Annotated in this window: 16 protein-coding genes; 3 read left to right on the top strand and 13 right to left on the bottom strand. The window is 69.7% G+C overall.

What is annotated here, in order from left to right:
- Positions 1-45: 45 nt before the first annotated feature.
- The 6 genes from C0481_RS00435 to C0481_RS00410 all read right to left on the bottom strand — a co-directional run bounded on the left by C0481_RS00435 (position 46) and on the right by C0481_RS00410 (position 7,084).
- Positions 46-708, bottom strand: a complete 663-nt coding sequence (locus C0481_RS00435; protein ID WP_293399349.1) for a peroxiredoxin-like family protein — start codon at positions 706-708, stop codon at positions 46-48.
- A gap of 26 nt (positions 709-734) precedes the next feature.
- Positions 735-1,082: a ferredoxin family protein gene (locus tag C0481_RS00430; protein WP_293399347.1), complete on the bottom strand. Its 348-nt coding sequence runs from the start codon at positions 1,080-1,082 to the stop codon at positions 735-737.
- Positions 1,079-2,659, bottom strand: a complete 1,581-nt coding sequence (locus C0481_RS00425) for an FAD-binding protein (RefSeq protein WP_293399345.1) — start codon at positions 2,657-2,659, stop codon at positions 1,079-1,081. Before C0481_RS00425 ends, C0481_RS00430 begins: the two co-directional genes overlap by 4 nt.
- On the bottom strand, positions 2,656-3,615 hold the full coding sequence (locus C0481_RS00420; RefSeq protein WP_293399342.1) for an ABC transporter substrate-binding protein: 960 nt from the start codon (positions 3,613-3,615) through the stop codon (positions 2,656-2,658). Before C0481_RS00420 ends, C0481_RS00425 begins: the two co-directional genes overlap by 4 nt.
- Positions 3,616-3,626: 11 nt before the next feature.
- On the bottom strand, positions 3,627-6,158 hold the full coding sequence (locus C0481_RS00415) for a TonB-dependent receptor (RefSeq protein ID WP_293399339.1): 2,532 nt from the start codon (positions 6,156-6,158) through the stop codon (positions 3,627-3,629).
- 86 nt (positions 6,159-6,244) lie between these two features.
- Positions 6,245-7,084 carry a TauD/TfdA family dioxygenase gene (locus C0481_RS00410; protein ID WP_293399336.1) on the bottom strand — a complete coding sequence of 280 codons (840 nt, stop codon included), beginning with the start codon at positions 7,082-7,084 and terminating at the stop codon, positions 6,245-6,247.
- Between the two features lie 324 nt (positions 7,085-7,408).
- On the opposite strand from C0481_RS00410, the gene C0481_RS00405 reads away from it, so the two are divergent.
- The gene (locus tag C0481_RS00405; protein WP_293399334.1) at positions 7,409-8,980 is read left to right on the top strand and encodes an FAD-dependent oxidoreductase; all 1,572 of its coding nucleotides are present in this window, start codon (positions 7,409-7,411) and stop codon (positions 8,978-8,980) included.
- Between the two features lie 33 nt (positions 8,981-9,013).
- Here the strand turns inward: C0481_RS00405 and C0481_RS00400 are convergent, their stop codons facing one another.
- The 7 genes from C0481_RS00400 to C0481_RS00370 all read right to left on the bottom strand — a co-directional run bounded on the left by C0481_RS00400 (position 9,014) and on the right by C0481_RS00370 (position 22,996).
- Positions 9,014-9,994 (bottom strand): nitronate monooxygenase family protein, encoded by a 981-nt coding sequence (locus C0481_RS00400; RefSeq protein WP_293399331.1) that lies wholly within the window; start codon positions 9,992-9,994, stop codon positions 9,014-9,016.
- A gap of 70 nt (positions 9,995-10,064) precedes the next feature.
- The gene (locus C0481_RS00395; RefSeq protein WP_293399329.1) at positions 10,065-12,698 is read right to left on the bottom strand and encodes an alpha-L-rhamnosidase; all 2,634 of its coding nucleotides are present in this window, start codon (positions 12,696-12,698) and stop codon (positions 10,065-10,067) included.
- A gap of 3 nt (positions 12,699-12,701) precedes the next feature.
- A complete protein-coding gene (locus C0481_RS00390; protein ID WP_293399326.1) occupies positions 12,702-14,030 on the bottom strand; it encodes an MFS transporter in 1,329 nt (442 codons plus the stop codon).
- 94 nt (positions 14,031-14,124) lie between these two features.
- A complete protein-coding gene (locus C0481_RS00385; RefSeq protein ID WP_293399323.1) occupies positions 14,125-16,773 on the bottom strand; it encodes a TonB-dependent receptor in 2,649 nt (882 codons plus the stop codon).
- Positions 16,774-17,017: 244 nt separating this feature from the next.
- A complete protein-coding gene (locus C0481_RS00380; protein WP_293399321.1) occupies positions 17,018-20,356 on the bottom strand; it encodes a glycosyl hydrolase in 3,339 nt (1,112 codons plus the stop codon).
- Positions 20,357-20,411: 55 nt separating this feature from the next.
- Positions 20,412-21,578, bottom strand: a complete 1,167-nt coding sequence (locus C0481_RS00375; protein ID WP_293399318.1) for an L-lactate dehydrogenase — start codon at positions 21,576-21,578, stop codon at positions 20,412-20,414.
- Positions 21,575-22,996, bottom strand: coding sequence for a carbohydrate kinase (locus C0481_RS00370; protein WP_293399315.1), 1,422 nt, complete (start codon positions 22,994-22,996; stop codon positions 21,575-21,577). Before C0481_RS00370 ends, C0481_RS00375 begins: the two co-directional genes overlap by 4 nt.
- A gap of 100 nt (positions 22,997-23,096) precedes the next feature.
- Here C0481_RS00370 and C0481_RS00365 point away from each other — a divergent pair, with 100 nt between their 5' ends.
- A complete protein-coding gene (locus C0481_RS00365; protein WP_293399313.1) occupies positions 23,097-25,214 on the top strand; it encodes a bifunctional rhamnulose-1-phosphate aldolase/short-chain dehydrogenase in 2,118 nt (705 codons plus the stop codon).
- Between the two features lie 110 nt (positions 25,215-25,324).
- A complete protein-coding gene (gene rhaI, locus C0481_RS00360; RefSeq protein ID WP_293399310.1) occupies positions 25,325-26,617 on the top strand; it encodes an L-rhamnose catabolism isomerase in 1,293 nt (430 codons plus the stop codon).
- The last annotated feature ends 89 nt before the right edge of the window (positions 26,618-26,706 follow it).

The raw sequence follows: 26,706 nt of genomic DNA, 5'->3' as shown, positions 1-26,706 counted from the left end.
CCTCCGCCCCCTCTCCACGCCGTGGAGAGGGGGTTCTTTTTCGGCTCAGATCGCCGGAACGCTCAGCGCCTCGAGCACCGTCTCGGCCTCAGCGCGGACCAGCCAGTCGGGGCTGACCTCGGCGAACCGTACGACCCGGTCTTGCCCGATCACCACCACCGCCGGCTGCGGCAACTCCCAGGTCCCCAGGCCAGTCGTATCGCCGATGAACGAGCCCTTGGCTCGCGATGCGGCCTTCGACGCCTCGTCCGGCTCGTAGAGGATCCCGAACCGCCGGCCGAGTTCGTTGCGGTCGGAGGCGACCAGGAACGTAAGGTCGTGACGACGCTTGATCTCGGCCAGCTTCTCCGGAACCTGCGGGCTGACCGCGACCAGGGTCGCGCCCAGCTTGGCCAGGCCGGGCGCCAGCCGCTCCTGATAGTACGGCAGGGCGATGTTGCAGGCCGGGCAGCCGGCGAACCGGAAGAACACCAGCACTAGCGGCCCTTTGACCAGCAGACCATCGAGCGTCAGTTCCTGCCCGTCGACCTCGCTGAGCGTGAACGGGGCGACCACGTTGCCGGCCCTCACCCACGAACCCGGATCGGCCGCCTCCACCAGCCGCCGGCGCTGGTCGATGTTGGCCTGCAGCGCCGCCGGCTCCCAGGTCCGCTTGCGCTCCTCGTGCAGCGCCGCCAGCCGGCTCCTCAATGTATCTTGCACAGCCATGCCGCTTCTCCTTGTTTTGCGGGGGTTCAGGTGCGGGGCGTCGCCAAGGCGCGGGCGCGGGCGAAGATCTCGCCCATCCGCCAGTGCTCGTTGGCGTAAACGTCGGCCCACTCGCCCCAGCCGGACTCGCGTCGGTACTGGCCGAGCAGCGGCGCAGCCTGCGCCGGGTCGACAGGCCGGACGGTCTCGCAGTCCGGGTCGACGTAGAGCGCGTCCGCGGGACAGTAGAGCTCGCAAAGAAAGCAGGTCTGGCACTGCGTCTGGCGCGCGATGACCGGGCGCCCGCCCGGCCCCGCCTCGAAGACATTCGCCGGGCAGACGGCGACACAGGCGCCGCATGGCTCGCAGCGGTCCTCGGCGACGAACGAGATCATGGGACGGCCTCCGCCGGCTGGCGCTCGAAACGGGTCCAGACGCTCTCCAGCCCGCCCGAGCGCTGGCGGCTGGCGAACTGCGCGCGGCTAGCCGGCGCGTCGGAGCGGTGGTGCATGCCGCGGCTCTCGGCCCGCGCCAGGGCCGAGGCCTTGCTCCAGCGAGCAGCGGCCAGCATCCCGGCCGCCTCACGCAGCCGCTGGCGCTCGCCCCCAAGCGCCGAGCCATGCGTCGCCAGCTCGGCGAATGCGCTACTCAGGCGGTCCAGCGAGGCCGCAAGGTCCTCGCCGCGACGGAACATGTTCTTGTCGAGATCGCCCATCTCACGGCGAGCCAGCTCCACCGCCGCGCCAACATCGAAGCTGCGCGCCCCGGCTGACGGCCGCAGGCCGGCGCGGCCGGCGACATAGGCGATGCGCTGCACGCCGCGGCCTTCGCGCAGGGCGAGGCCGGCCGCCGCCGCCCCGGCGATCTGGCCGGACGACAGCGCCCAGGCCGAATTCTGATTGCCCCCGCCGGAGGTGGCGCCCGCCACCAGCTCGCGGGTCGCCGCGTCGCCGGCCGCATAGAGCCCCCTCACGCGCGTGCGGCAGTCCTGGTCCTGCAGCCGCAGGCCGCCGATCCCGCGCACGGTGCCCTCGGCGCGCAGCGTCACCGCGAAGCGGTCGCGATAAGGATCGATCCCCTGCCGCGCGAAGGTCAGCACGAAGTTCGGCTGCACCTGCGGCATGCGCTCGCGGATGTCCTGCGGCACGCGGTCCAGACGGCAGAACACCGGCCCCTTCAGCAGCGCCTCGCCCAACGCCCGGTTCATGTCCGGCCCGGGATGGATCCCCAACTCGCGATCATCGGCGTCGAAGTAGCGGCCGAAGGTGTAGGCCATCGACCGGGTCATCGTCGTGCCGGCCGGGGCGACGGTGTAGTAGTTGGTGAACTCCATGCCCGAGAGATCGGCGCCGGCCTCGACCGCCATCAGCAGCCCCTCACCGGTGTTGTTGCCGGCCCCCAGCAGATGCGAGGCGAAGGCGCAGCCGCCGGTGGCGATCACCACTGCCCCGGCTCGCACGATCCAGTCGCGGCCCTCCTGCCGACGATGCCCGGCCGCTCCCGCGACCGTCCCGTCGTGGCGGGTGAGCAGTTCAAGAGCCGGGCTCTGGTCCAGGATCGTCACGCCCAGGTGCTCGACCAGCGCGCGCATGGCCCGCATGTATTCCGGGCCGCGCAGGCCGCGGTGCTGAACCTGTCCCTGGTCGTCGACTGAGAACCGATAGAACGGCGCCAGCGTCGGCAGCGTCCGCCAGGTGATGTCGAGGATCCGCGCCATCCAGGCCGGGTCCGAAAGGCCAAAGCCGCGGGCGTGACGCTCGGCGATCGCCTGTTCGCGGGCGGCGGGCGGTTCGGGCGGGACCCACCAGTGCGAAGGGCCAGCGGTGGCGGTCACGCCGCTGGTCCCGCAATAGCCCTTCTCGGCCAGGATCACGCTGGCCCCTGCCTGCGCCGCGGCCGCGGCGGTCCAGCAGCCGGCCAGCCCGCCGCCGATCACCAGCACGTCCGCCTCCAACCGCAGCGGGTCGTTCATGACGTCAGCGCCGCATTGAACGCCGGCGCGAACGCCGCGCCGACCTCGGGGGCCGCCTTCAGCTCCCCGGCCGCACGGAACACCGCCAGCACCTCGGAAAGCTCGCCGATCACCGCTTGGTCGATCGGCACCGGTTCGCCACGAGTGTTGGCCACCGTGTAGGCGGCGATCGACAGCTCCAGCCCGGTCTCCTTGGCCAGCACCTTGGCGTACTCGTCGCGATGGCCGCCGACCCAGCGCTTGGCCTGGGCCAGCCGACGCAGGAAGTCGGTCAGCTCAGCCGACTTGCCGGCGATGGCCCGGTCGCCGGCGACCTCGAAACCATAGCCGCTCAACAGGCCGCGCCCGTCGCTCAGCACCCGCGCGCCGTCATGCTCGATGGCCAGCGCGACGTACGAACCCCAGGTCACCCAGGCGTCCACCGCCCCCGTCGCGAAGGCGGCCTTGGCGTCGCCGGGCGCGAGGAAGACCAGATCCACGTCACTGCGCTTCAGCCCCTCGCGCTCCAGCACCTTGAGCAGCAGGAAGTGGCCGATCGAGCCGCGGCCAGTGGCGACGCGCCGGCCCTTCAGCTGGGCGGCGCTGGTGAGCGGCGAGTCACCCCGCACGAGCACGGCGGTCGAGGCCCCGCCCCCCGAGGAGCGCGAGGCCTGCACCGCCTTGATCGGCGCCCCGGCGGCGTAGGCGAACAGGAACGGCGCGTCGCCCACCGCGCCCAGGTCGACCGCGCCCGCCCCGATCGCCTCCAGCAGGTGCTGGGCGGCGGGAAACTCGCTCCACTCCACCCGATAGGGCGCGCCCTCCAGCACGCCGGAGGCCAGGACCAGCGCCTTGGCGCCGCCCTTCTGGCTGCCGACCTTGAGGACGGCGCCCTTGTCGCCGGCGGGCGAGCAGGCCGGCAGCGCCGCCCCCAGCATCAACCCCGCGCCCAGTTGCAGAATGCGCCTGCGATCCATGCGGCCCTCCATCAGAAACGCCGCTCGAACCGGGCGTAGTAGTAGCCGCCGGTGATGCCGAACGGAGAGAAGCTCCCAAACCGGCCCGTGCCGGTGTCCGGGCTCAGCAGCCCGATCTCGTCGGGGTACTGATCGAAGAGGTTGTTGGCGCCGATCCCCAGGGTGGTGTTGGCGTCCAGGTCGACGGAAACGTCGAGATCGACGACCCACTGGGGGCTGTAGGTGCGGTCGTTGACCGGCTGGGACCCGGCCTCGGTGTACTCGCCGTAGCGGGTCTGGCGCAGGCTGACCTTCCAGCGGTCCAGGCTCCAGATCTCCGAGAGCGAGAACTTGTCCCGCGGCGTGCCGATGGTCAGGTCGGCCTGCTTCTGGCGGTCGAACAGCGCATAGCCGAGGTTGGCCAGCACCGCCGGCGTCGGCTTGATCCGGGTGATCTCAGTCTTGTTCCAGGCATAGGCCGCCGACAGCCGCAGGTCGCCGTAAGCAGCCAGGTCGACAGCGTACTCGACCACGGCGTCGACCCCGCGGGTCCGGGTGTTCACCGCATTGGTGTAGTACGAGACCGACAGGTCGCTCTGCAGCCCATTGGCCGCCAGGATGGCGCCGACGACCGGCCCCCGGATCACGCTGGCGTCGACGATGCGATCGTCGATCTCGATCTGGTAGGCGTCGACGGTCACCCGCAGCTTCGGCAACGGCTCGGCGGTGATCCCGAAGCTGTAGTTGACCGAGGTCTCGGGTTCGAGCGGCTCGGCCCCCAGCGAGATCGCCGCCGGGCTGAAAGTCGGCAGCACCTTGGTCGGCGCCGAGACGTACGGGACGCCCGGCTGGCAGTTGGCGACCACGCCGGCCGGCGGCGGGCACTGGATGCTCGAGAAGGTCGACGAGCCGAAGATCGTCTGCGCCAGCGACGGCGCGCGGAAACCGTTGGAGACCGTCGCACGGACCGCATAGCCCGGCGCGAACTCCCAGCGGGTCGAGAGCTTGCCGCTGACGGTGGAGCCGACGCCGCCGGTATAGTACTCGGCCCGCGCCGCGGCCCCGACGTACCAGTTCTCCAGCACGTCGCCCCCGACGTCGACATAGGCCGCATAGCTGTTGCGGCTGATCTTGCCCGCATCGTCCGGCGTCGTGCCGGCATAGGAGGACAGGCCCGGGGCTGGCGGGCGACCGGCGAACGGCTGCCCGGCCGGGATGACATAGTCGCCGATCACGTACGACGCCTCGTCGCCCGGATGGATCTCGAACTGCTCGAAGCGGTGCTCGGCGCCCAGCGCCAGGGTCAGCGGCCCGGCCAGACCCACCTCGTACTCACGGGCGATGTCGAAGTTGGTCGTCGCCTGATCGAAGACGTGGGTCGAGAGGTGGAAATAGGTCGGACTGGACGGGCCCAGCGTCGCGTTCAGCGTGTTCTGTCCGTCCAGCTGGGCGTTGTCGTGGGCGACGGTGGTCGACAGGTCCCAGCGCCAGTCGCCGCGCTCGCCCCGCGCCCCGAACGCCACCTGGGTGTCGAGCTGGAAGATCCGCCGCAGGGCGTTGAAGCCCTCCGGATAGACCTCGGGCAGCGCCGTGGTCGTATTCGGCCGGGTGACGTTGTTGGGCAGATAGCTGCCGGTGTTCTTCTTCGAGCTGCGGTGGCTCAACGTGCCGAACGCATAGAGCTGGGTCTTGTCCGAGATCGGCAGCTCGGCGTTGACCGAGGTGGCGATCACGTCCTCTTCGCCAGGTCCATAACTCTGGCCCCAGAAGTCCCGCGGGATGGTCGCATCACGCGGGTCGGCCGCCCCGCCCGGCAGGGCCGGATAGATGTACTTGGCGGTCGACTGGATGGCGCGCGAGGCCGCGCGGCTGTTCTTCCAGTTGATCCCGAAATCGACGAAGCCGTCCTCGCCGAGCGGCCGCGCGTAGGTGGCCGAGGCCCCGATGGTCTCGCCGTCGCCAAGATAATTGCGGCCGGTGTTCACTCCGAACTGGCCGCCCTCGTCGTCGCTCTTGAGGATGATGTTGATGACGCCGGCGATGGCGTCCGAGCCGTACTGCGCGGCGGCGCCGTCGCGCAGCACCTCGATGCGCGCGATCGAGGCGGCCGGGATCAGGTCGAGATCGACCGGCACCCCGCCGCGTCCTACCCGCGCCAGGTTGTTGATCAGCGATGTCGTGTGCCGCCGCTTGCCGTTGACCAGGAACAGGGCCTGGTCGCCGTTCAGGCCACGAAGCGTCACCGACCGGACGGTCCAGGACGTCCCGCCCCCGTTGACGCCCGGCAGGTTGAACGAGGGCAGCAGCGTGTTCAGCACCTCCTTCAGGCCCTGCTTGCCGGTGTCGGTGAGCTGCTCGGCCGAGACCACGTCGATCGGGGCCGGACTGTCGACGATGCTCCGGGCCTGCCCCCGCAGGCCGGTGACCACCAGTTCGGCGACGGCGTCGTCGGCCGCGTCCACTCCGGACTGGCTGGCATTGGGCGCGCCCGACTGGGCCAGGGCGGGCGTGGAAACAAGCGCGGCGGACGCGATCAGCGCCGCGCGAAGGGAAACAATGCGCATGAGGACTCCGGCGGCTCTGACGGCCGCCTGTTGGTTTGATCTGAAAGAAGGTCGGGCGCCGTCTCTCCGCCGGCGCCCAGGGCCGGCTAGCGGCGGACGCGGTAGGGAATGTCGTCGCTGGCGATCAGCACCCGCTCCATCACCCGCGGGAAGTCGCCATAGTCGCGGACCGCAAAATGCAGCCCCGCGCGGTTGTCCCAGAAGGCCACCGAGTTCTTCCGCCAGCGGAAACGGGCGTGATACTCGGGCCGCTTCACCTCTTCGTAGAGCCGCGCCAGCAGCGCATCGCTCTCGGCCTTGTCGAGGTCGACGATCCGCGGCTTCAGGCCGAAGTTGACCCAGAAGATGTCTTCGCCGGTCTCCGGGTGCGTGCGCACGATCGGATGGGCGACCAGCGGGTACTTCACGCCCGAGCGGCGCAGGGCGTCCTGGTAGTCGTGGATCACGTAGAGGTCGTCGATCCTGGCCTTCAGGTCCTCGGGCAGCCCCCGGTAGATCGCCGCCCCGTCGGCCCAGATCGTGTCGCCGCCGACCTCGGGAATGGTCACCGCCCGCAGCACCGCGCCGAACGACGGATCGATCCGCCAGCTGGTGTCGGTGTGCCAGTGGCTCTCGTTGCTGGCCGTGTACTTCTTGATGTTCTCCGCGGCGATCGGCTGGACCACGCGATGGGTCTCCACCCCGCCGGTCGGGTGGGCGTAGAGTTCGCCGAAGTTCAGGGCGAAGGCGACCTGCTGGTCGCGGGTGATGTCCTGGTCGCGGAAGAACAGCACCTTGTGCTTCAGCAGCAGCTCGCGAAGCTGCTCGCGCAACTGGGCGCTCAAGGGACGGGTCAGGTCCACGCCGCCGACCTCGGCGCCGATGGTCGGGTTGAGGCGGTCGATCGTCAGCTGCAGGTCGCTGGCTTCAAGTACGGCGGAGCTCATCGGGCTCTCCCTGGTGATGGACGCCCATCACAGGAACAACAGGCGGCCACGCCCAGCGACCAACAATTTCTGCCGAACCGAAGAGATTTTTCTATATCTAAATCAACAATATAACTCATGAGCCGAAGTCATCTTCGCGACCTTTGCAGCGCTCATCGAACCCATCAGAAGAATTCATATGCGCCCACCGCGCGGCCGAACCCGGACACCGCCAGGGATCGCGGCCCCGCCCTAGCAAAAAGGCGCCGCTGAACTAGAAAATCTGGGTTCCGCCCCCGCCGGCCGGCGGTCGATGCCTGAGGCTCGCAACTGTGAGGTCAGCGCGTGGGGCTCAGCCGTCGTCGTTTCATCAGCCGCCTGGCCGCCGGCGGCGGCTACGGGGCCGCCTATGCGGGCATGCAGGCGCTCGGCCTGCTCTCGACCGCGCCGGCCCAGGCCGCGCCCGCCCTGCCCGCAGCGTTCGGCGGCGGGCGAAAGGTCACCGTGCTGGGCGCCGGGATCGCCGGCCTCGTCGCCGCCCACCAGCTGGAGAAGGCCGGCTTTGCGGTCACCGTGCTCGAGGCGCGCGAGCGGGTCGGCGGACGCACCTGGACGATCCGCGACGGCGACCGGGTCGAGATGCGCGGCGAGAACGACCAGGTCGCCCGGCTCTCCAAGGGGCTTTACTTCAACGCCGGCCCGGCCCGGATCCCCAGCCATCACCAGGGCGTGCTCGACTACTGCAAGGCGCTCGGCGTGCCACTGGAGGTCGAGGTCAACACCAGCCGCAGCGCCCTGTTGCAGTCGGACGGCGCCCTAGCCGGCCGGCCCGTGCAGCAGCGTCAGGTGGTCAACGACGTCCGCGGCCAGATCTCCGAACTGTTGGCCAAGGCCGCCGATCGCGGCGCGCTGAATGCCGATCTGACCACCGACGACCGCGAACGGCTGCTGTCGTTCCTCAAGCTCTACGGCGACCTGCAGCCCGACCTCGCCTACCGCGGCTCCGAGCGCTCAGGCTACGTGACCGCGCCCGGCGCCGGCGAGGACGCCGGGACGCGGCGCCCGCCGCTGGATCTGCGCGACCTGCTGCGCGGCGAGTCGACCCCGAACATCCTGTTCGAGGACAACATCCTTATGCAGGCGACGATGTTCCAGCCGGCCGGCGGCATGGACCGCCTGCCGCGCGCCCTGGCGGGCTCGCTGAAAGGCCCAGTGCGACTGGGCGCCGAGGTGCTGTCGATCCGCCAGACGCCCGGCGCGGCGGAGGTCGCCTGGCGCGAGCGGCGCACCGGCGCCGTGCGGCGCCTGGCGTCAGACTATCTGGTCGTCACCCTGCCGCTGAGCACCCTGGCCCAGGTCGAGACCGACTTCGATCCGGCCTTCAAGGCGGCCATCTCCGGCGCCGTGCAGGACCAGGCGGCCAAGGTGGCGTTCGACGCCCCGCGGTTCTGGGAAGCAGAGCAGATCTATGGCGGACTGTCGTTCCCCAGCGGCGGCACCGGCGCGGTCTGGTATCCGAGCAACGACTTCAACGCCCCGCGCGGCCTGCTGGTCGCGGCCTATATGGTCGCCAAGCCGGCCGCCGCCTTCCAGGCCCGCCCACTGAACGAACAGGTGGCCCTGGCCCGCGCCGCCGTCGAGCGGCTGCATCCGGGCCAGAGCGACAAGCTGACGGCGCCCATCGTCGTCAACTGGAACAAGATCCCGTTCAACCTCGGGCCATGGCTGCACTGGAACGCCGACGGCAACAACCTCGCCGCCTATCGCCAGCTGCTCGCCCCCCAGGGCCGCATCCACTTGGCCGGCGCGCATCTCAGCCATCTGCCGAGCTGGCAGGAAGGCGCGGTCGCCTCGGCCCACCGCACCGTCGCCAACATCGCCGAGCAGGCGCGGACGTTCAGGCTGGCCGGCGCGTAGAGGGCCCGCACATCGCGCGGGCCCTTCACGCTCCTAGGCGGTCTGCAACCGGCGAGCGCTGCGCTCGAGCACCTGTTCGGCCTGGCCCATGATGTTGCGCACCATTTCGGCGACAGTCGGGATGTCGTGGATCAGGCCCTGGCTCTGGCCGACGGTCCAGATGCCGTCGTCGGTGTCGCCCTTGCCCATCACGTTGGTCCGGCCGCGGACGCCGGCGACCAGGTGGCGCACGTCCTCGATGGTCTTGGTCGGGTCCTGCTGGATGCGCACGACTTCCTCGGAGACCGCATTGCGCGCCACGCGGCTGGTGTTGCGCAGCGTGCGGTTGGTCAGCAGCGTGTCGCGCTCGGTGTTTTCGACGATCTTCTTCTTCACGTTCTCATGGATGGCGCACTCCTGAGTGGCCATGAAGCGCGTGCCCATGTTGACGCCCTCGGCGCCCAGGGCCAGGGCGGCGGCCAGGCCGCGGCCGTCGGCCATGCCGCCCGAGGCGATCACCGGCACGTCCACGGCGTCCACCGTGGCCGGCAGCAGCACCACCAGGCCCACATCGTCCTCGCCCGGGTGGCCGGCGCATTCGAAGCCGTCGATGGAGATCACGTCGATGCCGTGGCGCGCGGCGGTCACCGCGTGGCGGACCGAGGTGCACTTGTGGATCACCTTCACCCCGTTCTCCTTGAAGCGCGGCAGGTGGTCGGTCGGGTTGCGGCCGGCGGTCTCGACGATCTTGATGCCGCTCTCAATGATCGCCTCGCGGTATTCGTCATAGGGGATGGGGTTCAGCGACGGCAGCAGGGTCAGGTTGATCCCGAACGGCTTATCGGTCAGCTCCTTACAGCGCTTGATCTCCTCCCAAAGCGCCTCGGCGGTCGGCGAGTGGTGCGCGGTGATGAAGCCGAGCGCGCCAGCGTTGGCCACGGCGGCGACCAGCGGCGCATAGCCCACGCCGGTCATGCCGCCCATGATAAGCGGCGTCTCGACACCGAACATCTCGGTAATGCGGGTCTTGATCATGGCGCTCCTCCCTGTTTCGCCTGTTCTTTGGCTCCAAGCCCTAGAGGAAGCGGGACGCGCGGCCAAGCACCTAAGGCGTGCGGCGTAGCACCAGCTCATGCCTGCCGGAGGCCAGCGCCAGCGGCCCGGCGCCAGCGGCCAACTCCCAGCCGCGCGGGACATCGAACCGGCCCCGCGCACCGGGCGGGATGTCCAGCTCGACCCGCAGCGAAGCGTCCTCGTCCACCCGCCAGGCGATTGCGGCCCGGCCGTAAGGCGTCTCGATGCTCGCCCGCGCGTGCGAAAGCCCGCCTCCGGGCCGGGGTGCAAAGGCGATCAGCCCGTACCCCGGATCGGAGGCTACCGGCGCGAGGCCGGCCACCGATCGGTACAGCCACTCGGCCACCGCGCCGTAAGCGTAGTGGTTGAAGCTCAGCATGGATGCGCCCTCGCCGCTCGCCATGGCGCCGGGATGGATCGAACCGTCGGGACGGATCGCGTCCCAGCGCTCCCACATGGTCGTGGCGCCCAGCTTCACCTGATAGAGCCAGCCTGGGCAGGCCTCGTTCAGCAGCAAGCGATAGGCGGCGTCGATCTGGTCGCCGCGGGTCAGCGCCGGCAACAACAGGGGCGTGCCCAGGAAACCGGTGGCGATCCGCCCATCGCCGGCCTCGACCAGCGCGGCGAGCTGCGCGGCGACGGCCGCGACCTCGGGCTCGGGACAGATGTCGAACATCACCGCGATGGCGCAGCCGGCCTGGGTGGTGAGCGCATGTTCGCGCCAGCGCCGCCAGGTCGCATCGGCGACTTGGTCACCCAACCTCCGATAAACCTGGGCATCGCCGATCTTGCCGAGCAGGAGCGCGGCCCGCGACAGCGTCCTGGCGCTATGGGCGAGATAGGCGTTGGTGACGTAGTCGCTGCGCGTCGTCGCCTTCTGCGGCCTGTCGGGCGGAGCGCCCGGATCGAGCCAGTCGCCGAACTGGAAGTCGCCGGTCCAGAACCCGTCCGCGCCGCGGCGCGAGGCGCACCAGTTCACCCAACGGGACATGCTCGGATACTGGCGCTCCAGCACGCCGATGTCGCCGTAGGCCTCGTAGAGCACCCAGGGCGTCAGCGTCGCCGCGTCGCCCCAACCGACCGCGCCCCAGGCCATAGGATGATCGCCCAGCACATGCGGAACCGTCACCGCCACGCAACCGTCAGGCCGCTGCTCGATCGCCAGGTCCTTCAGCCAGCCGTTCAGGAAGGTCCTGGCGTCAGCGTTCGCGCAGGCGGTCGGCGCAAACACCTGGATGTCCCCGGTCCATCCCATCCGCTCGTCCCGCTGGGGACAATCGGTCGGAAGCGCCAGGAAGTTGCCAAGCTGCGACCAGCGGACGTTCTGGAACAGCTTGTCCAACCGCGGGTCGCTGCACGCAAACTCGCCGGTCTGGCGCAAGTCGGACGACAGCGCGCAGACCTCGGCCGCCTCGATCTTGACGCCCGGGTCGCACTCGATTTCGACGTAGCGAAAGCCGTGGAAGGTGAACGGTGGAGTCAGCTCGACCGCCTCTCCGGCCAACACGTAGCGGTCCGTCGCCGCCGCGGTCCGCAGCGCCTCGGTAAAGAGCCGCCCCTCTGGCCCCAGCAATTCGGCGTGGCGCACCGTGATCGTCGATCCGCTGGGCCCGCGGACACGCAGCTTCACATAGCCGGCTAGGTTCTGCCCGCAGTCGGCGATCCAGGTTCCCCAACTGCTGGCGTGCAGCTCCAGCGGCCAGCTGTCGACCACCCGCACCGGCGGGGCCCCGCGCAGCTCCAGCCCCTTGGGCTGCGCCAGCGTCTCGACGGCTTCCCAGGCCTGATCGTCAAACCCGGCGCGGCGCCAATCGGTCAGCTCCTTGCGCAGGTCCATGCTGGCGCCATCGTAGAGATCGGCGGCCAGGATCGCCCCGCTCGCGCCCCGCCATGCCCCGTCGGTGCCGATCACCTGCTCCGTGCCGTCGGCGAACCGGATTTCCAGCTGGGCCAGCAGCGCGGTGGTGTCGCCATAGACGGCGCGGCGTTTGAACCAGGTCAGATGCCCACGCCACCAGCCGTCGCCCACCGCGGCCGAGACGACGTTTTCGCCCTGCTGCAGCAGGTCGGTGACGTCATAGGCCGCATACAGCAGGCGCTGTTGATAGGCGGTCCAGCCGGGATCGAGCACCGCATCGCCCACCCGCTCGCCGTTCAGCCAGGTCTCATGGACCCCGAGCGAGGTCACGTAGAGCCGCGCGTGCTCCACCGGCCGGTCGACGACGAACCCGCGCCGCAGCAACGGCGCAGGGCCGGGCTCGCGCATCGCGACGTTGAAGCGCGGCGAGACCGGCCGCGCCGTCCAGTCCGACGGATCAAGCAGCGCCGCCTCGAGGCGCAGGGGCGGACTCCAGTCGGTCGATCCGCGCTCGGTCCAGACCCGAACCCTGGCGAAGCGCGCTTCGCGGCTGCTCAGCGGAACGCCAGGCCAGCCGGCCGCGACCGGGGACGTTGAAGCGACATGACCCGACGTCTCGACGCCGCTTGAGAACCCCGCATCGCCGGCCAGCTGGATCTCGTAGCCCAGTTGCCGCACCGCCGGGCGATCAGCTTCCAGCCGCCAGCTGAGCCGGGGCGCCGCCATGCCGACCATGGCTCCGTCCGCGCTGTCCTGCGCGAGCAGCCCGACCGGGCGAACCGTGTCGTCGCGCGCTTCGGCCGACATCGGTCAGGCGGTCCTGGTCGCGCCGTCGCGTTCGGCCTCGATCTCTTCCAACGACTTGCCCTCGTTGCGCGGAGCCCAGATGGTCCCGATCAGGCCGCTGACCATCAGGAAGCCGGTCAGGATCCAGGCCAGGGTGTGGAAGCCGGTCGCGGTCAACATCGGTACAAAGAAACTCCAGATCCCCAGTCCGAACCGCACGACGGCGAAGGTCACGCCCTGCGCGGTGCTGCGGATCCTGGTCGGAAACAGCTCCGAGCTCCAGAGCTGGAAGAACGATTGCGCGCCAAAGCCGACAGCGATGCCGCCCAGCACCACGTGCAGCAGCGCGACCGGCAGGGTTAGCGGGAAGATCGCCAACAGCGCCATGGCGACGACCTGCATCAACGCCGAGATCGCAAACAGCAGCCGCTGGTTCACCCGGTCGGCGAACTTCATGAAGATGAAGATGATCGAGACGATCCCGAGGCCGAAGTTCAGCGCCTGCACCGCCACGCTGACCGCCTGGGTCTGATTGCCGACCGTGCTCAGAATGTAGGGGAAGAAGAAACCGTTGGTCCCGGCCCACAGGTTCCACATGCCGTACATGCCGATCAGGAACGCCATGGCCTTCAGGTTCTTGGGCTGCATCAGCTCGCGCCAGGGCGACACCGTCGCAGAAGCCTCGCCCGCCAGCTTGGCGCGCTTGGCCTCCTCCTGGGCCTGCGTCCAGCGCTCCGATTCCTTCATGCGCGAGCGCAGCAGGGTCAGCACCAGCGCCAGGATCGCCAGGTGGGCGAACACGATCCGCGCGCCCAGCAGGCCCAGCGGCGCCAGCACGAAGAACATCACCATCACCACGACCGGGCCGAGGTACCAGAGCACCTGGGCCACGCCGCTGTGCTTGCCGCGTTTGCCCTTGGGGGCCTGCTCGGCGATCAGCGACCAGGAGGCCGGAATGTCCGCGCCGACCGCCAGTCCGACCAGCACGAAGCCGACCACGATCATCCAGGGCGCGGTGGCGAACACCAGCCACAGCATGCCGAAGGCGTAGAACAGCATGTCGTACTGGTAGATGCGCTTGCGGCCGAAGCGGTCGCAGAGCCGACCGCCGATCAGCGCTCCGACGCCCGCCGAGATCGCGTTGGCGCTGAACGCGCCGAGCAGGCCGATAAACGTCGTGCTGAGCCCATAGGCGCTCGCCCACAGCGCAAGCGCCGCCGAGCCGGCGACGATCGAACCGGCGTCGATGTAGTTCGCCAGCCCCGCAAGGATGGTGTTCTTCCAATCCTCGCGCGTCTCGGACGCCTCGACGGCGACATCGGCGGTCGCGGCGGACGTTCGCTCGGAGCCCATGTTTCTTCCCTCTTGCCTCGAACGTCGCGCCCTCCCCGCTGGTCGGCAGGGAGGGCGCACGCGGTCTCTCCTCAGGCGTCGTCCGCCGGGCGGCTCAGAAGCGCTTGCGCACGCCCAGGTTCACGAACCGGCCCAGGGTCGAACCGTTCACCGGCGCGCCGACGCCCGGGGTGATGTTGAGGAACGGGACCTCCTCGTCGAACACGTTGTCGATGTTCAGCGTCAGGGTCAGGTCGCGGTCCCAGGTCTCGCCGCCGAAGTCGTAGACGAAGGCCAGGTTCACCGGCGAGAAGGAGTCGGTGCGGGTCTGGGTCCCGGCCCCGGTCACGTCATAGCCCTCGCTGTGATTGACCGTCGCCGACGCCGTCAGCTTGTCCCAGGTCGCGCCCAGGGTGGCGCCGAGCTGCAGGCGGCTGACATTGGCGTCCAGCAGGTCGGTCTTCGGCGCGCCGTCATACGCTTCGCTCTCGCGGTTCAGGGTGTAGGTCCCGCTGACGCTGGCGAACACCGTACCGAACGACACCGGCTGAGCGTAGTTGGCGTAGAAATCCAGGCCCGAGACGTAGAGCGAGCCGACGTTCTTCCGCCGCGCGTCGATGATCGCGTAGGGGCTGGAGAACGGCGAGTAGAGGGCCGCGACGCTCGGCGCGCCGTCGATGACCAGGCCGGCGGTCGCCGCCTGCGCCTGCGCCAGGGTCGGGTTGATGGTGATGAACTTCTGGAACGCCGGGACCGTGAACAGCGAGGCTGGGAAGCCCGGCGGCACCACGGTGATCGCGTCCTCCAGCTCCACGTTCCAATACGTCAGGCCGGCCTCGAGCGTGGGGAGGAAGTCGGGCTTCCAGTCGACGCCGACCGACCAGGTATCGGCCGTCTGCGGCTTCAGGTCGGGATTGCCGCCGGCCAGCACGATGGTCGGCCGGAACAGATCGGTGATCGGCGAGGTCGGGGCGCGGATCGGGCTGACCGGCAGCACCTGGGCGCGGCTGTCGACTGCGCCGGTCGTGTCGGCCAGGCTCGGCGCGTTGAAGGCGGTGCCGTAGTTGCCGCGCACGCTGAAGCCCGCGCCCACCTCCCAGGTGAAGCCGACCTTCGGGTTCGTGGTGTCGCCGAAGTCGCTGTAATCGTCGTAGCGGATCGAGGCGTCGAGGATGAAGGACCGGACCAGCGGCAGGGCGTTATCCGCACCGATCACCGGCACGACCACCTGGGCGAACACCGAGGTCACGTTGCGATCGGCGTCTTTGATGGTCAGGTCGCCGAACCCGCCGGGCGGGCCGTCGACGCTGCTCGCGCGCGAGGTCTGGATCTGGTGCTCGGCGCCCACGGCCATGCGGACGTCGCCGCCCGGCAGCGAGAACAGCGGGCCGTCGGCGATGGCGCGCAGGTCGGTCAGCGACTGGATCGCCCTGGCGTCCTTGCCATAGTTGGTGATGGCGCTGATCACCGCCGGATTGGTCTGCGAGAGATTGAACGGATTGAGCGCCGTCGTGGTCGTCGTCCCCGCCGCCGCCAGCGCCAGCGCCAGCGGATTGACCAACGGCGAGAAGGTCTCGGTCTCGCTGCGGCCGTAGTTGAACATCGCCTTCAGCTGCCAGTCGCCGCCCAGCTTGGCGGTGAGCTCGGGGGTGACGCCCCACTGCTTCAGCGACGCGTTCGAATAGGCGTAGTCGCCCAGCACCGGCGAGAAGCTGAAGGCCAGCGTCTCGCTGGTCCCCGGCGCCAGACGCACGAAGAACGGGTTGGTCTGCGGCACCACCACGCCGGACGCCGTCAGCTGGGCGTTGGCCTGGGTGGTTTTGCGCTCGCTCCAATAGGCCGTGCCGTTGAAGCTCAAGCTATCGGAGAGTTCCTGGCTGAACGAGCCGAACAGCCCCCACTGGCGCTCTTCCGGCACGATGTCGTCAAACAGCGACGTGTCACAGCGATTCAGCGAGCCGGCGGCGAAGCCCGGCGCGGCGAAGGTCACGGCGCCGACCGTCACGTTCGGGGCGGCGCAGTTGGTGACCCGGAAGTCGTCGCCGCCCTGCGGACGCAGGTCCTGGCGCGGATAGCTGCGCTTGGAAGCCGTGAGGTTGCTGTTCTCGCGATACGACGCCGCGATGTACGCCGAGCCGCCGGTCCAGCTGGTCCCCGCCGTCAGGTTCAGGTCGCCGGCCCAGTAGCCAGGATCGGCCACGCCATAGTGGCCGGACACCTCGAAGCCGTCGGCCTTGCGCTTGGTGATGTAGTTGATGATCCCGCCCACTGCGTCGGCGCCGTAGAGCGACGAGCCGCCGTCGGCCATCACCTCGACTCTCTGCAGCACGCTAGGCGGCAGGATGCTGGAGTCCGGCGTGGTCATCAGGATGCCGGCGCCGACCACGTTGCGCCCGTCGATCAGCACCAGGGTCGTGTTGCCGCCGGCTCCGCCCAGGTTGCGGATGTTCGGCCGCTGGGTGGTCGCGCCGATGCCGGTCACGGTCGACGGCGTGCGGTTGAACTGGCTGGTGATGGTCGGGATCTGCGCCAGCACCTGCTGGGTGCTGACCGCGCCCAGCTTCTGGATCTGCTCTTCGTTGACGCCGATGACGTTGGTGCCGACCGGCGCGACGCCGCGGATCATGGTCCCGGTGACGACGACTTCCTCGACCGTCTCGGCCTGGGCGCCCTGCGCCAGGACCGGCGATGCGAGCGAGGCGAGGATTGCGGACAGCGCGGCTCCGCCGAGCAATTGGACAGCGCGATTGGAACGACGGCGCATGAATTCCCCCCAGGAAATTGTTCTTACGTTCTTGCGTGAATCTTTACGTCAGCGCGCAGCTTTGGGCAAGTTATAACTATTGCGATCATTTTCGATCATACCGCTTCACGCGCGGCCGGCCGGTTTTCTAAGGGCGAACCACCGGCATACGACCAAAATAGCCCTTTATTTACAATATGTTGCCCCACAAAAAGGAAGCCGCCTCACGCCTCGCGGGGCGATGCGCCGGCTCGCTCGCTCGTGATCACTTCAAGGCATCGCGCGAGACGAGCAGCCGCACCGGCCCCAGCAGGCCGGACGGCAGCAGCGGTGATTGCGCGGTGTAGGTCGACATCGGCGCGAAGGTCACCGGCTTAGCCCCCGGCTGCTTGTCGCCGATCAGCCGATTGGGCCACAGGTTCACGACGCGGACCGCAATCTCGTTGCGGCCGGCCTTCAAGGCGTCGGTGACGTCGAGCCGGTAGGGCGCATGCCAGGCCGTGCCCACCGGCCGGCCGTTGACCTCGACGACGGCCAGTTCATGCACCCGCCCCAGGTCGAGCAGCCAGCGCTCACCGCGCGCCAAGCCTTCCACTGTTACGCTCGAGCGATAGGTCGCCGAGCCGGAATAGTAACGGATCCGCGGATCGCTCGACTCCGCCCACGAGGTCAGCGCCCCGAAGGTCGTCGGGGCCGGCGCCGCCAGCCCCGGCCCGAAGCTCACGCTCCAGGGCGCCTCAATGGTCGCCGCGACCGAGACTTTCCGGTCCGGCGCCTGCCAGCCAGCCTGACGCGTCGCTTTGCGGAACACGACGAACAGCGCCTCGTGCGGTTCGAGCTTTAGGGCAACTTTGGTCCGCCCGCCTTCCATCGAATAGCTGAGCGGCTCGGTCGAACCGTCAGCAGCCCGCCAGATTTCGGGCGCACGGCCGGTCACCCGGAACGCCGCCGAGACTTCCGCCGCGCGGTCCTTCTGGTTGGTGACGAAATAGATGTCGGCCTCGGGCGTGCGCCGATGCAGCGCCAGCAGCTCGGAGTCGCCCGCACCGGCAAAGCTGAAGTCCGGCGCCACGCCCTCCCCCGCGAACGCATCGGCCAGCGTCGCAAAGAGCCTGCCCCGCCCGACCTTGCGGCCGCTCGCCGCCAGCGGCTCTGCGCCCCAGATCTCGCCCGCCAGGCCTTCGATCGCCTCGTCCGCCGCGGTCAGGCCAAGGCCGCCGACCGGCCGCGGCCCGACCACGACCGCACCAGCCCGGATCAGCGCGCCGATCTTGCGCAGCGCCGGCTCAGTGTGCCGGGTCACATGGTCGGGCAGGTAGAGAACCCGGTAGCTCATGCCGCTGGGGGTGACGATGCGTCCGCCCCGCACCGAGAGCAGGTCGAGCAGCGCCTCGCGGTTGACGTAGTCGTAGCGGTGACCGACCGGCACGTCGGTGTTCAGCCGGCGCCGGAACAGCTCCGAGAGATTGCGATTCTCGCCGTAGTAGTAGGCGACGTCGGCGACGTAATCGCCCTGCTGCAGCAAGTGTGAAGTCCGCGCCAGATAGTCGACCCATGGGCCCGCGTCCTCGGCCCAAGTCTCGTTGCGATTGAAGTACTGGCCGAAGATCGCCAGCGTCATCCCCGGCTTGGCGTCGACCAGCGGCTGCTGGCGCGAGTCATGGATGATGATCCGGTTGATCCCGCGCGCGAAAATCTCGTCGGCCACCGGCTTCAGCATACGCGGCGAGAACGCCCAGGGATCGGGACCGGCCGCCACCGTCAGCGACTCCGCCGCGACCAGGCGTTTGCCATAGACGTGCGCGGCGGACGCCGCCTCCTCCAGGTCGGCCTTCAGTGACAGCTGCCCGGGCCCCGAGGCGAAGTCGCGGTACCAGTACTCGGCCGTCGGGATATCGGACCGCCCCTTGATCGCCATGCCGTCGCCGAGGATGCGCGGATTGTCGCCAGACGCCTCGGTGTAATAGGTCATGCCGCGCTGGTGCAGCGCCTTGGCCAAGGTCCCATAGTGGGCGTCGGCCAGCAGTTCCTTGAGGGTCAGCCGCAGATCCCAGAGGAACCGGTCGCTGGTCTCGGCGCTATCGACCACCCGGCCGGCGAGCACCGGGGCATAGGGCGTCGGTTCATAACCGCGGCGACGACGGAACTCGTCGAATAAGGCCGGCGTCCAGTTCTGGAACCCGGCCTCCCAACTATCGGTGAGCAAGGTGGTGACGGCGTTCGCGCCGACCTTGGATCCGGTCGCCTCGTCGTAGAGCCCGAGATAGGCGTCGGCGTATCGGCGCACCGCCGCGGCGTCGAGCTTGTCGACCTCCAGGCCCGTCGCCTCCGGCTCGGCCGGCCCGTTGCTGGCGCCGGTCAGAGACCAACCGAAGCGCAGCACCGTCCAGCGCCCCGGCGGCGGCGTCCAATCGAGCGTCCCGTCGGCCCCAAGCTTGGCGGTCAAGTCGATGACGTCGGCGCGCCGCACCAGCGCGTCCTTAGCGACCGCCGGCGTCGACCCGGCTGCGCCGATGGTGGTGTCGAAGCCGGCCTTGGCCTCGAACCGATGGACGCGGCCCGACCGCTCCAGGCCGAAGGCGGCGATGTCGAACGCCTTCAGCGGCGGCCGCGGCCGGCCAAAACCGGGCGGCAGACCGGGCAGCGGCGGCGGCGGCGCGAGCTCGGTCAGCACGACCCGGAACACCCGGGCGGTGACAGCTTCGAAGGACAGCGTCTGCTGCGGGGCGGGATGATCGACGCCAGAGGTCGCAATGACCACCTCCTCGGCCACCTTGCGGAACGTGACCCCGTCGTCGCTGGCCAGAACCTCGACCGCCGCCCCGTCCTTCAAGCCGACGGTCAAAGCCATCACCCGGGTCGGCGCGGCGTAGCGCGCCTCGATCCAGGCCGACTTGGCCGGCGCCCGGATCGGCAGCTTGACCGACGCCGACAGGTCGCCGGCCGCCAGCGGCGTCAGGTCGAACGGCCCGGAGTCGGCGACATATTCCGGGACGCTCGCGCCCTCCTCTGAGGCCGGCGTCGGAAACGCCACTACGAAAGCCTCGCTGTAGACATCACCCTTCAGCTGCCGCGCCCGGCTGGCCTTGGCCATGCCCTGGAACGGACCTGTCGCCCGCGGCGGCGCCCGCAGCGGTCCTGAGATCGTCGTTCCGCCCTCGATCTCGGTGACGCTCCAGACGTACTTCTTCATTCCGTCCTGCGGCTCCACGAAGATCCCGCCGGTCTGGCTCCAGCCGGGCGAGCCGGCGATGCCGACCTCCATGCCGGCGCCGTGCGCGAACTCAGCGGAGTCGCGGAACACCTTGCGCCACACCGGGCTCATGAACGGCGCGCGCGGATCAGCCAGGGCCGGCTCGCCGATCAGCTGGCCGGAAAAGGTGTGCACGCCGCCCAGGCCCACGCGCCGCATCCATTCGAGGTCGAGCCGCGCCCCCTCGGCGGTGACGTTACCGGCCAGCCAATGCCACCAGGTCCGCGGCCGCGCGGCCTGCGGCGGGGCGCGAAAGCCGGCGAGCAGGTCGCCCGCGCCCGGCGCAGCGCCGGCGGCGGCGGGCGTCAGGGCCAGCGCGGCGCCGGAAGCGATCAGAGACCTGCGCGTCATTCGAAAGCCGCCGCTACGCATTGATGTACCCCCAGAACTCGAACAAGCCGCGCGGCTAAGCCGCGGCGCGATCCCTAGGCGCGCCCGCCAGGATCTCCGCACAGATATCCTCGACGCGCGTGACGCCGGTTAGCGCCATCGCCACCCGCATCTCGGCCTCGATCAACTGCAGAACGTGGCTGACGCCCTTGCCGCCACCGCCCGCCAGCGCATAGGCCCAGGCCCGCCCGAGCAGCACGCCCTTAGCCCCCAGAGCCATCAGCCGCACCACGTCGAGCCCCGAGCGCACGCCGCCGTCGGCCAGCACCGTCAGCCGCTCGCCGACCGCCTCGGCGATCTCCGGCAGCGCCCGCGCCGTCGACAGCGCTCCGTCGAGCTGGCGTCCGCCATGATTGGAGACGACCACCCCATCCGCGCCCAGGCTGGCGGCGTTGCGCGCATCGTCGGCGTCGAGCACGCCCTTGAGGATCAGCGGCCCGCTCCAGGCCTCGCGCACCGCCTCCAGGTCACGCCATGTGATGGTCGGGTCGAAGTTCTCCCGCATCCAACGGAAGAAATCCTCCAGCCCGGTGTCGCGCCCGAGCACCGGAGCGACATTGCCCAGTTGGTGCGGGCCGCCCAGCAGACCGACGTCGAGCGCCCAGGCCGGCCGGCAAGCGCCCTGCCACGCGCGCCGGGCGGCCCCGGCCAGTCCCGCGGCTCCGGCCAGTCCCGAGCGATAATCCCGGTAGCGCGTGCCCGGCACTGGCATGTCGACCGTGAACACCAGCGCGCTGCAGCCGAGCCACGCAGCTTTCTCCAGCATCGCGCGCATAAGGCCGCGGTCTTTGATCATGTATAGCTGGAACCAGAACGGCGCGCTGACGCCGGCGGCGACCTCGTCGAGGCTGCAGGCCGACACCGTCGAGAGCGTAAACGGCACGCTGGCCGCCTCGGCCGCACGCGCGGCCTGCACCTCGCCGCGCCGCGCGTTCATGCCCGCTAGGCCGATCGGCCCCAGCGCCACCGGCAGCCGCTGACTGCGTCCGAAGAGGGTCGTCGAGGTGTCGACCGCTGAGACGTCGCGCAGCACGCGCTGGCGCAGGGCCAAGCTTCGCAGGTCGTCGAGATTGGCGGCCAGCGTCACTTCGTCATAGGCGCCGCCGTCGATGTACTCGAACAGGAACCGCGGCAGGCGCCGGCGGGCGAGCTCGCGGTAGTCCGACGTCGACGCCGCCTTCACGCCGCCGCCTCAATCCGCTGGGCTTCGCGCTCCCACTGCTGGGCATAGTCGCGCAAGTCGACCTCCAGCGGCTTCACCCGCGTCAGCGACGACAACGGCCGCCGTTCGGGGTCGAGCAACCGCAGCGCCCCGTAGGAGACATCGTGCTCGGCGTTGGACACATAGATCGCATCGGCCGGCCGCAGCGAAGCCAAGGCCCGCACGAACACCTGCGCCTCGGCGAACCGCCCCTCGACGACGATCCGCTCGCGCGCGCCGATCAGACCGAGCGAGGCGTGGGCGGTCATCGCCAGATAGAGGCAGACCGCCGAGCGCCGCTCGACCGGGTCGGTCGGCATCGCGATCCAGCGCCCGTGGCCATTCGGGAACGGACCGACGCCCCGCGTCATGGTCGGCAGCACCCGCGCTCCGGCGCGCACCACCTCGTCGGCGGCGGCCAGCAGCAGCGGTTGGTCAGGCTTGATGTCGATCCGCCGGGTATCGATCCCTGACAGCAGCTCGACCTCCCGCCCGCCCATGAATCGGGCCGACGGAATCGGCGCGCCATAGGCGTCGACATTGACCAGGCAGTCGCGGGCCTCGGGCAGGGCGCCGAGGTCGACCGTCGAGCGGTCAGCCGCAGACCGCATCCCGACGAACCAGGTACCGGTCGAGAGCACGGTCGACTCGTGGTCGGCGATCTCGACGAAACCGCGCGCGGCCAAGAGGGCGGCATTGGAATCGTGCAGCCCGACGTGAACCTCGGTGTCAGCCGGCAGGCCCGTGCGCTCGGCCCACGACGGCCGCACGACGCCCAGCACCTCGCCCGCCCGCCGCAAGGGCGCCAGACGAGACGCCCAGCCGCGCGCCTGCGCCAGCTCGCTCGCCCGCCCCTCGATCGGCCGCCACAGATCGCTGTGACAGCCCAGGCTGGTGACCTCGCTCGCCGCCACGCCGCTGAAGACCCATGCCCAGTACTGCGGCCAGGTGACGATGACCGCGTCGTCGTCGAGCAGGTCCGGGTGCAGCGCTTGCAGCCAGGCCAGCTGGACGCCGAAGTTCAGGCCGTTCGGCAGTCGCGGCGAACCGGTCAGCGCGAAGGCGTCGCGCGCCTGATCGTAGGCCTGACCGATCGCCTGGGGCGGCGGCTCCTCATAGTCGGGCGGCGGGCAGGCCAGCGCGCCCCGGCGCAGCACCGCGAACGCCGCCCCGTGCCCAACCGGCACGATCCGGGAGATTCGCCCCTGCCGCGCGAACTCCTTCAGCACGCTCGCGACCCACGCCTCGACGCCTTCGACGTCGAGCGCGGCGTAGCGGCCGGCGTCGACCCGCTGATTGGGCCGCGACTCGCGCACCACAACGACGCCGGACGGCCCCCAAAGACTGAGCTTCGTCAGCGTCTTACCGACGTCCAGCACCACGGTCAGCCCAGACTGCAAACGCCCCCTCCTGAATTCGTTTGATTGATAGTTAGCGAAATTGATCATATAAGACCAGCGAATTGCACCAAAGCGCCGCGTCCGCGGAAGGACCCCTTTTATGAAGAGTGAAGCCGGCCCCGTGGCCGACCAGGCCGTGGCCCTCCCGTTCGCGGTCCCCGAAAGCCGGTGGGACAACGCTGCGGCGGCGACAATGTCGCCGGAGGGGCTGCTGCTCTATCGGTCGAACCTGCTGGGCTCCGACCTCACCGTCACCAACTTCGGCGGCGGCAACACCTCGGCCAAGCTCGCCGGCGTCGATCCGCTTAACGGCGAACCGGTCGAAGTGCTGTGGGTGAAGGGCTCGGGCGGCGACATCGGCTCGATGAAGCTCGATGGCTTCTCGACGCTCTACCTCGACAAATTCCGCGCCACCGAGAAGCTCTACCGCGGCGTGGCGTTCGAAGACGAGATGGTGGGCTACCTGCCCCACTGCACCTTCAACCTGAACCCGCGCGCCGCCTCCATCGACACGCCGCTGCACGGCCTCCTGCCCTTTGCGCACATCGACCACGTCCACCCGGACGCGCTCATCGCCCTGGCCGCCTCGTCCGGCGGCGAGGCGGCGACCCGCGAGATCTGGGGCGGGGCGGTCGGCTGGCTGCCCTGGAAACGCCCGGGCTTCGAACTCGGCGTGCAGATCCGCGACTACGTGGCGGCCCATCCGGGGCTGCGCGGGGTGATGCTGGCGGGTCACGGGATCATCTGCTGGGGCGACAGCTCGCAGGCCTGCTACCAGAACACCATCGACCTCATCGCCGACGCCGCCAATCACCTCAACGCCCGCATGGCCGGGCGCCCGGCGTTCGGCGGCCAAGCTCAGCCGCCGCAGCCGCCGGCGGACCGCGCCGCCGCCGCCGCCCGCCTGATGCCGCGCCTGCGCGCCAACATGCCGGGCGAACGCTCCAAGGTCGGCCACTTCTCGGACGACGCTGAAGCCCTGGAGTTCGTCGGCTCGAACGACTTCGCGCGGCTCGCGGCCATCGGCACCTCCTGCCCCGACCACTTCCTGCGCACCAAGATCGCGCCGCTGACGCTCGACCCCGCCAGGCTCGACGAAGACGCCTACTTGTCCGAGCAGTTCGCCGCCTACCGCCAGGACTACGCCGCCTACTACGAGCGCTGCGCGGGTCCCGCGGATCCCAAGATGCGCGATCCCAACCCGGTCGTGATCCTGGTCCCGGGCCTTGGCCGCCTCACCTTCGCGGCGGACAAGACCACCGCCCGCCTGGCCGGCGAGTTCTATGGCAACGCCATCAACGTGATGCGCGGCGCCGAGGCGATCGGCGACTATGTCGGCCTGCCCGAGCAGGAGGCCTTCGCCATCGAGTACTGGGCGCTGGAGGAAGCCAAGCTGCAGCGCATGCCCAAGCCAAAGGCGCTGGTCGGCAAGGTCGCGATTGTCACCGGCGGGGCCGGCGGCATCGGCCGCGCCACCGCCGCCCGGCTGCTGGCCGACGGCGCCTGTGTGATGCTGCTCGATCTCGACGCCGAGACGCTCGCGGGCGCCAAGGACGCCCTGGCCCAGACCTTCGGCCGCGACCTCGTCCGCACCGCGGTCTGCGACGTCACCGACGAGGCCCAGGTAGCGGCCGCCTTCGAGGCCTGCGCCCGCGAGTTCGGCGGCCTGGACATCCTGGTCGCCAACGCCGGCATCGCCTCCTCGGCCCCGATCGAGGCGACGAGCGTCGCGCTCTGGCGCAAGAACTACGACGTGCTGGCCGAGGGCTACTTCCTGACCTCGCGCGCCGCCTTCCCGCTGATGAAGCTGCAGAAGGCCGGCAGCATCGTCTTCATCGGCTCCAAGAACGCCCTGGCCGCGACCCCGAACGCCTCGGCCTACGCTTCGGCCAAGGCCGCCGCGCTACACTTGGCGCGCTGCCTGGCGCTGGAAGGCGCGCCGGACGGGCTGCGGGTCAACGTGGTCAATCCCGACGCGGTGATCCGCGGCTCGCGGATCTGGGACGGCGACTGGCGCCAGGAGCGCGCCGGCGCCTATGGCGTCGATCCAGGCGAGGAGCTGGAGGAGTTCTACAAGAACCGCTCGATGCTCAAGCGCAGCGTGCTTCCTGAGGACATCGCCGAAGCGGTCTGGTTCTTCGCCGGCGAGGCCTCGGCCAAGTCCACCGGCAACATCCTCAACGTCGACGCCGGCAACGCGCAGGCGTTCACCCGCTAGGCCAGGAGGAGGTCGAGCCCTCCGTCAGCCTGTCACGGCCGGGGTCGCCGATGCCCTGGAGGCTCCGGCCGTGATCTAATCAGAAGACGACAGTACCGGGACGAAACGACATGAGCGGCCTTCCCCTCTCGCAGGACGCGATCGAGAGCCACAACGACGCGCGCCGCGAGGCCCTCGCCGACGAGTACGACAGCCTTGGCCGCGCGCTCGACCGCCGCGGCGTCGACATCGAGGCGATCACCGCCCGCGTCCAGGCCTATGCCGTCGCCCTGCCCACGTGGGGCTCGGGGCGCGGCGGCACGCGCTTCGCCAAGTTCCCGATCCCGGGCGAGCCGACCAACATCCACGAGAAGCTGCAGGACTGCGCAGTCGTCAACCAGCTCAGCCGCGCCACCCCACGGGTCTCGCCGCACTTCCCCTGGGACTTCGTCGACGACTATGCCGGCCTGCGCCAGGAAGCCGCCGCGCTCGGCCTCGGCTTCGACGCGGTCAATTCCAACACCTTCCAGGACCAGCCGGGCCAGCCGCACTCCTATCGCAGCGGCAGCCTGACCGCCCGCGATCCCGCCGTCCGCGCCCAGGCCATCGCCCACAACGTCGAGTGCATCGAAATCGGCCGGAAGCTCGGCTCCACCGCCCTCACCGTCTGGCTCGGCGACGGCACGAACTTTCCGGGCCAGCAGGACCTCGGCGCCTCGCTCGACCGCTACCTCGACAGCGCCGCCGACATCTACGCCGCCCTGCCCGACGACTGGCGCATGCTGCTCGAGCACAAGATGTACGAGCCGGCCTTCTATTCGACCGTGATCCAGGACTGGGGCTCCAGCATCCTGGCCGCCCAGCAGCTCGGCCCCAAGGCCCAATGCCTGGTCGACCTTGGCCACCACGCCCCGAACGTGAACATCGAGCAGATCGTCGCGCGCCTGCACCGGTTCGGAAAGCTCGGCGGCTTCCACTTCAACGACAGCAAGTACGGCGACGACGACCTCGACTCCGGGTCGATCAATCCGCACCAGTTGTTCCTGGTGTTCAACGAGCTGGTGCAGGCCGAGCTGAACCCGCGCGAGGGCTTCGATCCGGCCTACATGATCGACCAGTCGCACAATGTCACCGATCCCATCGAGAGCATGCTGTCCTCGGCCGAGGCGATCCTCGGCGCCTACGCCAAGGCGCTGCTGGTCGACCGCGCCGCCCTGAGCGCGGCTCAGGAAGCCGACGACGTGATGATGGCCTTCCAGGCCCTGCGCCGCGGCTACCGGACCGACGTCACTCCGATCCTGGCCATGGCCCGCGTCCGGGCCGGCGGCGCCGTCGACGTGCTCGCCGCCTATCGCGACAGCGGCTGGCGCGCGCGCAAAGCGCAGGAGCGTCGCCCGGTGGGCCTCGGCGCCGGCATCGTCTGACCATCACGACGCATGATGATTGATATTGCTTGCTTGTTCACGAAGCGGCGGAAAGAAGTGTCCTTGCCCATCTGAAGGGGGAGATTCGA

The organism is Phenylobacterium sp. (genome assembly GCF_013822795.1).
Taxonomy (GTDB): domain Bacteria; phylum Pseudomonadota; class Alphaproteobacteria; order Caulobacterales; family Caulobacteraceae; genus Phenylobacterium.
The sequence above is the reverse complement of the archived record's forward strand: the minus strand, read 5'-3'. Positions and strand labels throughout refer to the sequence as shown.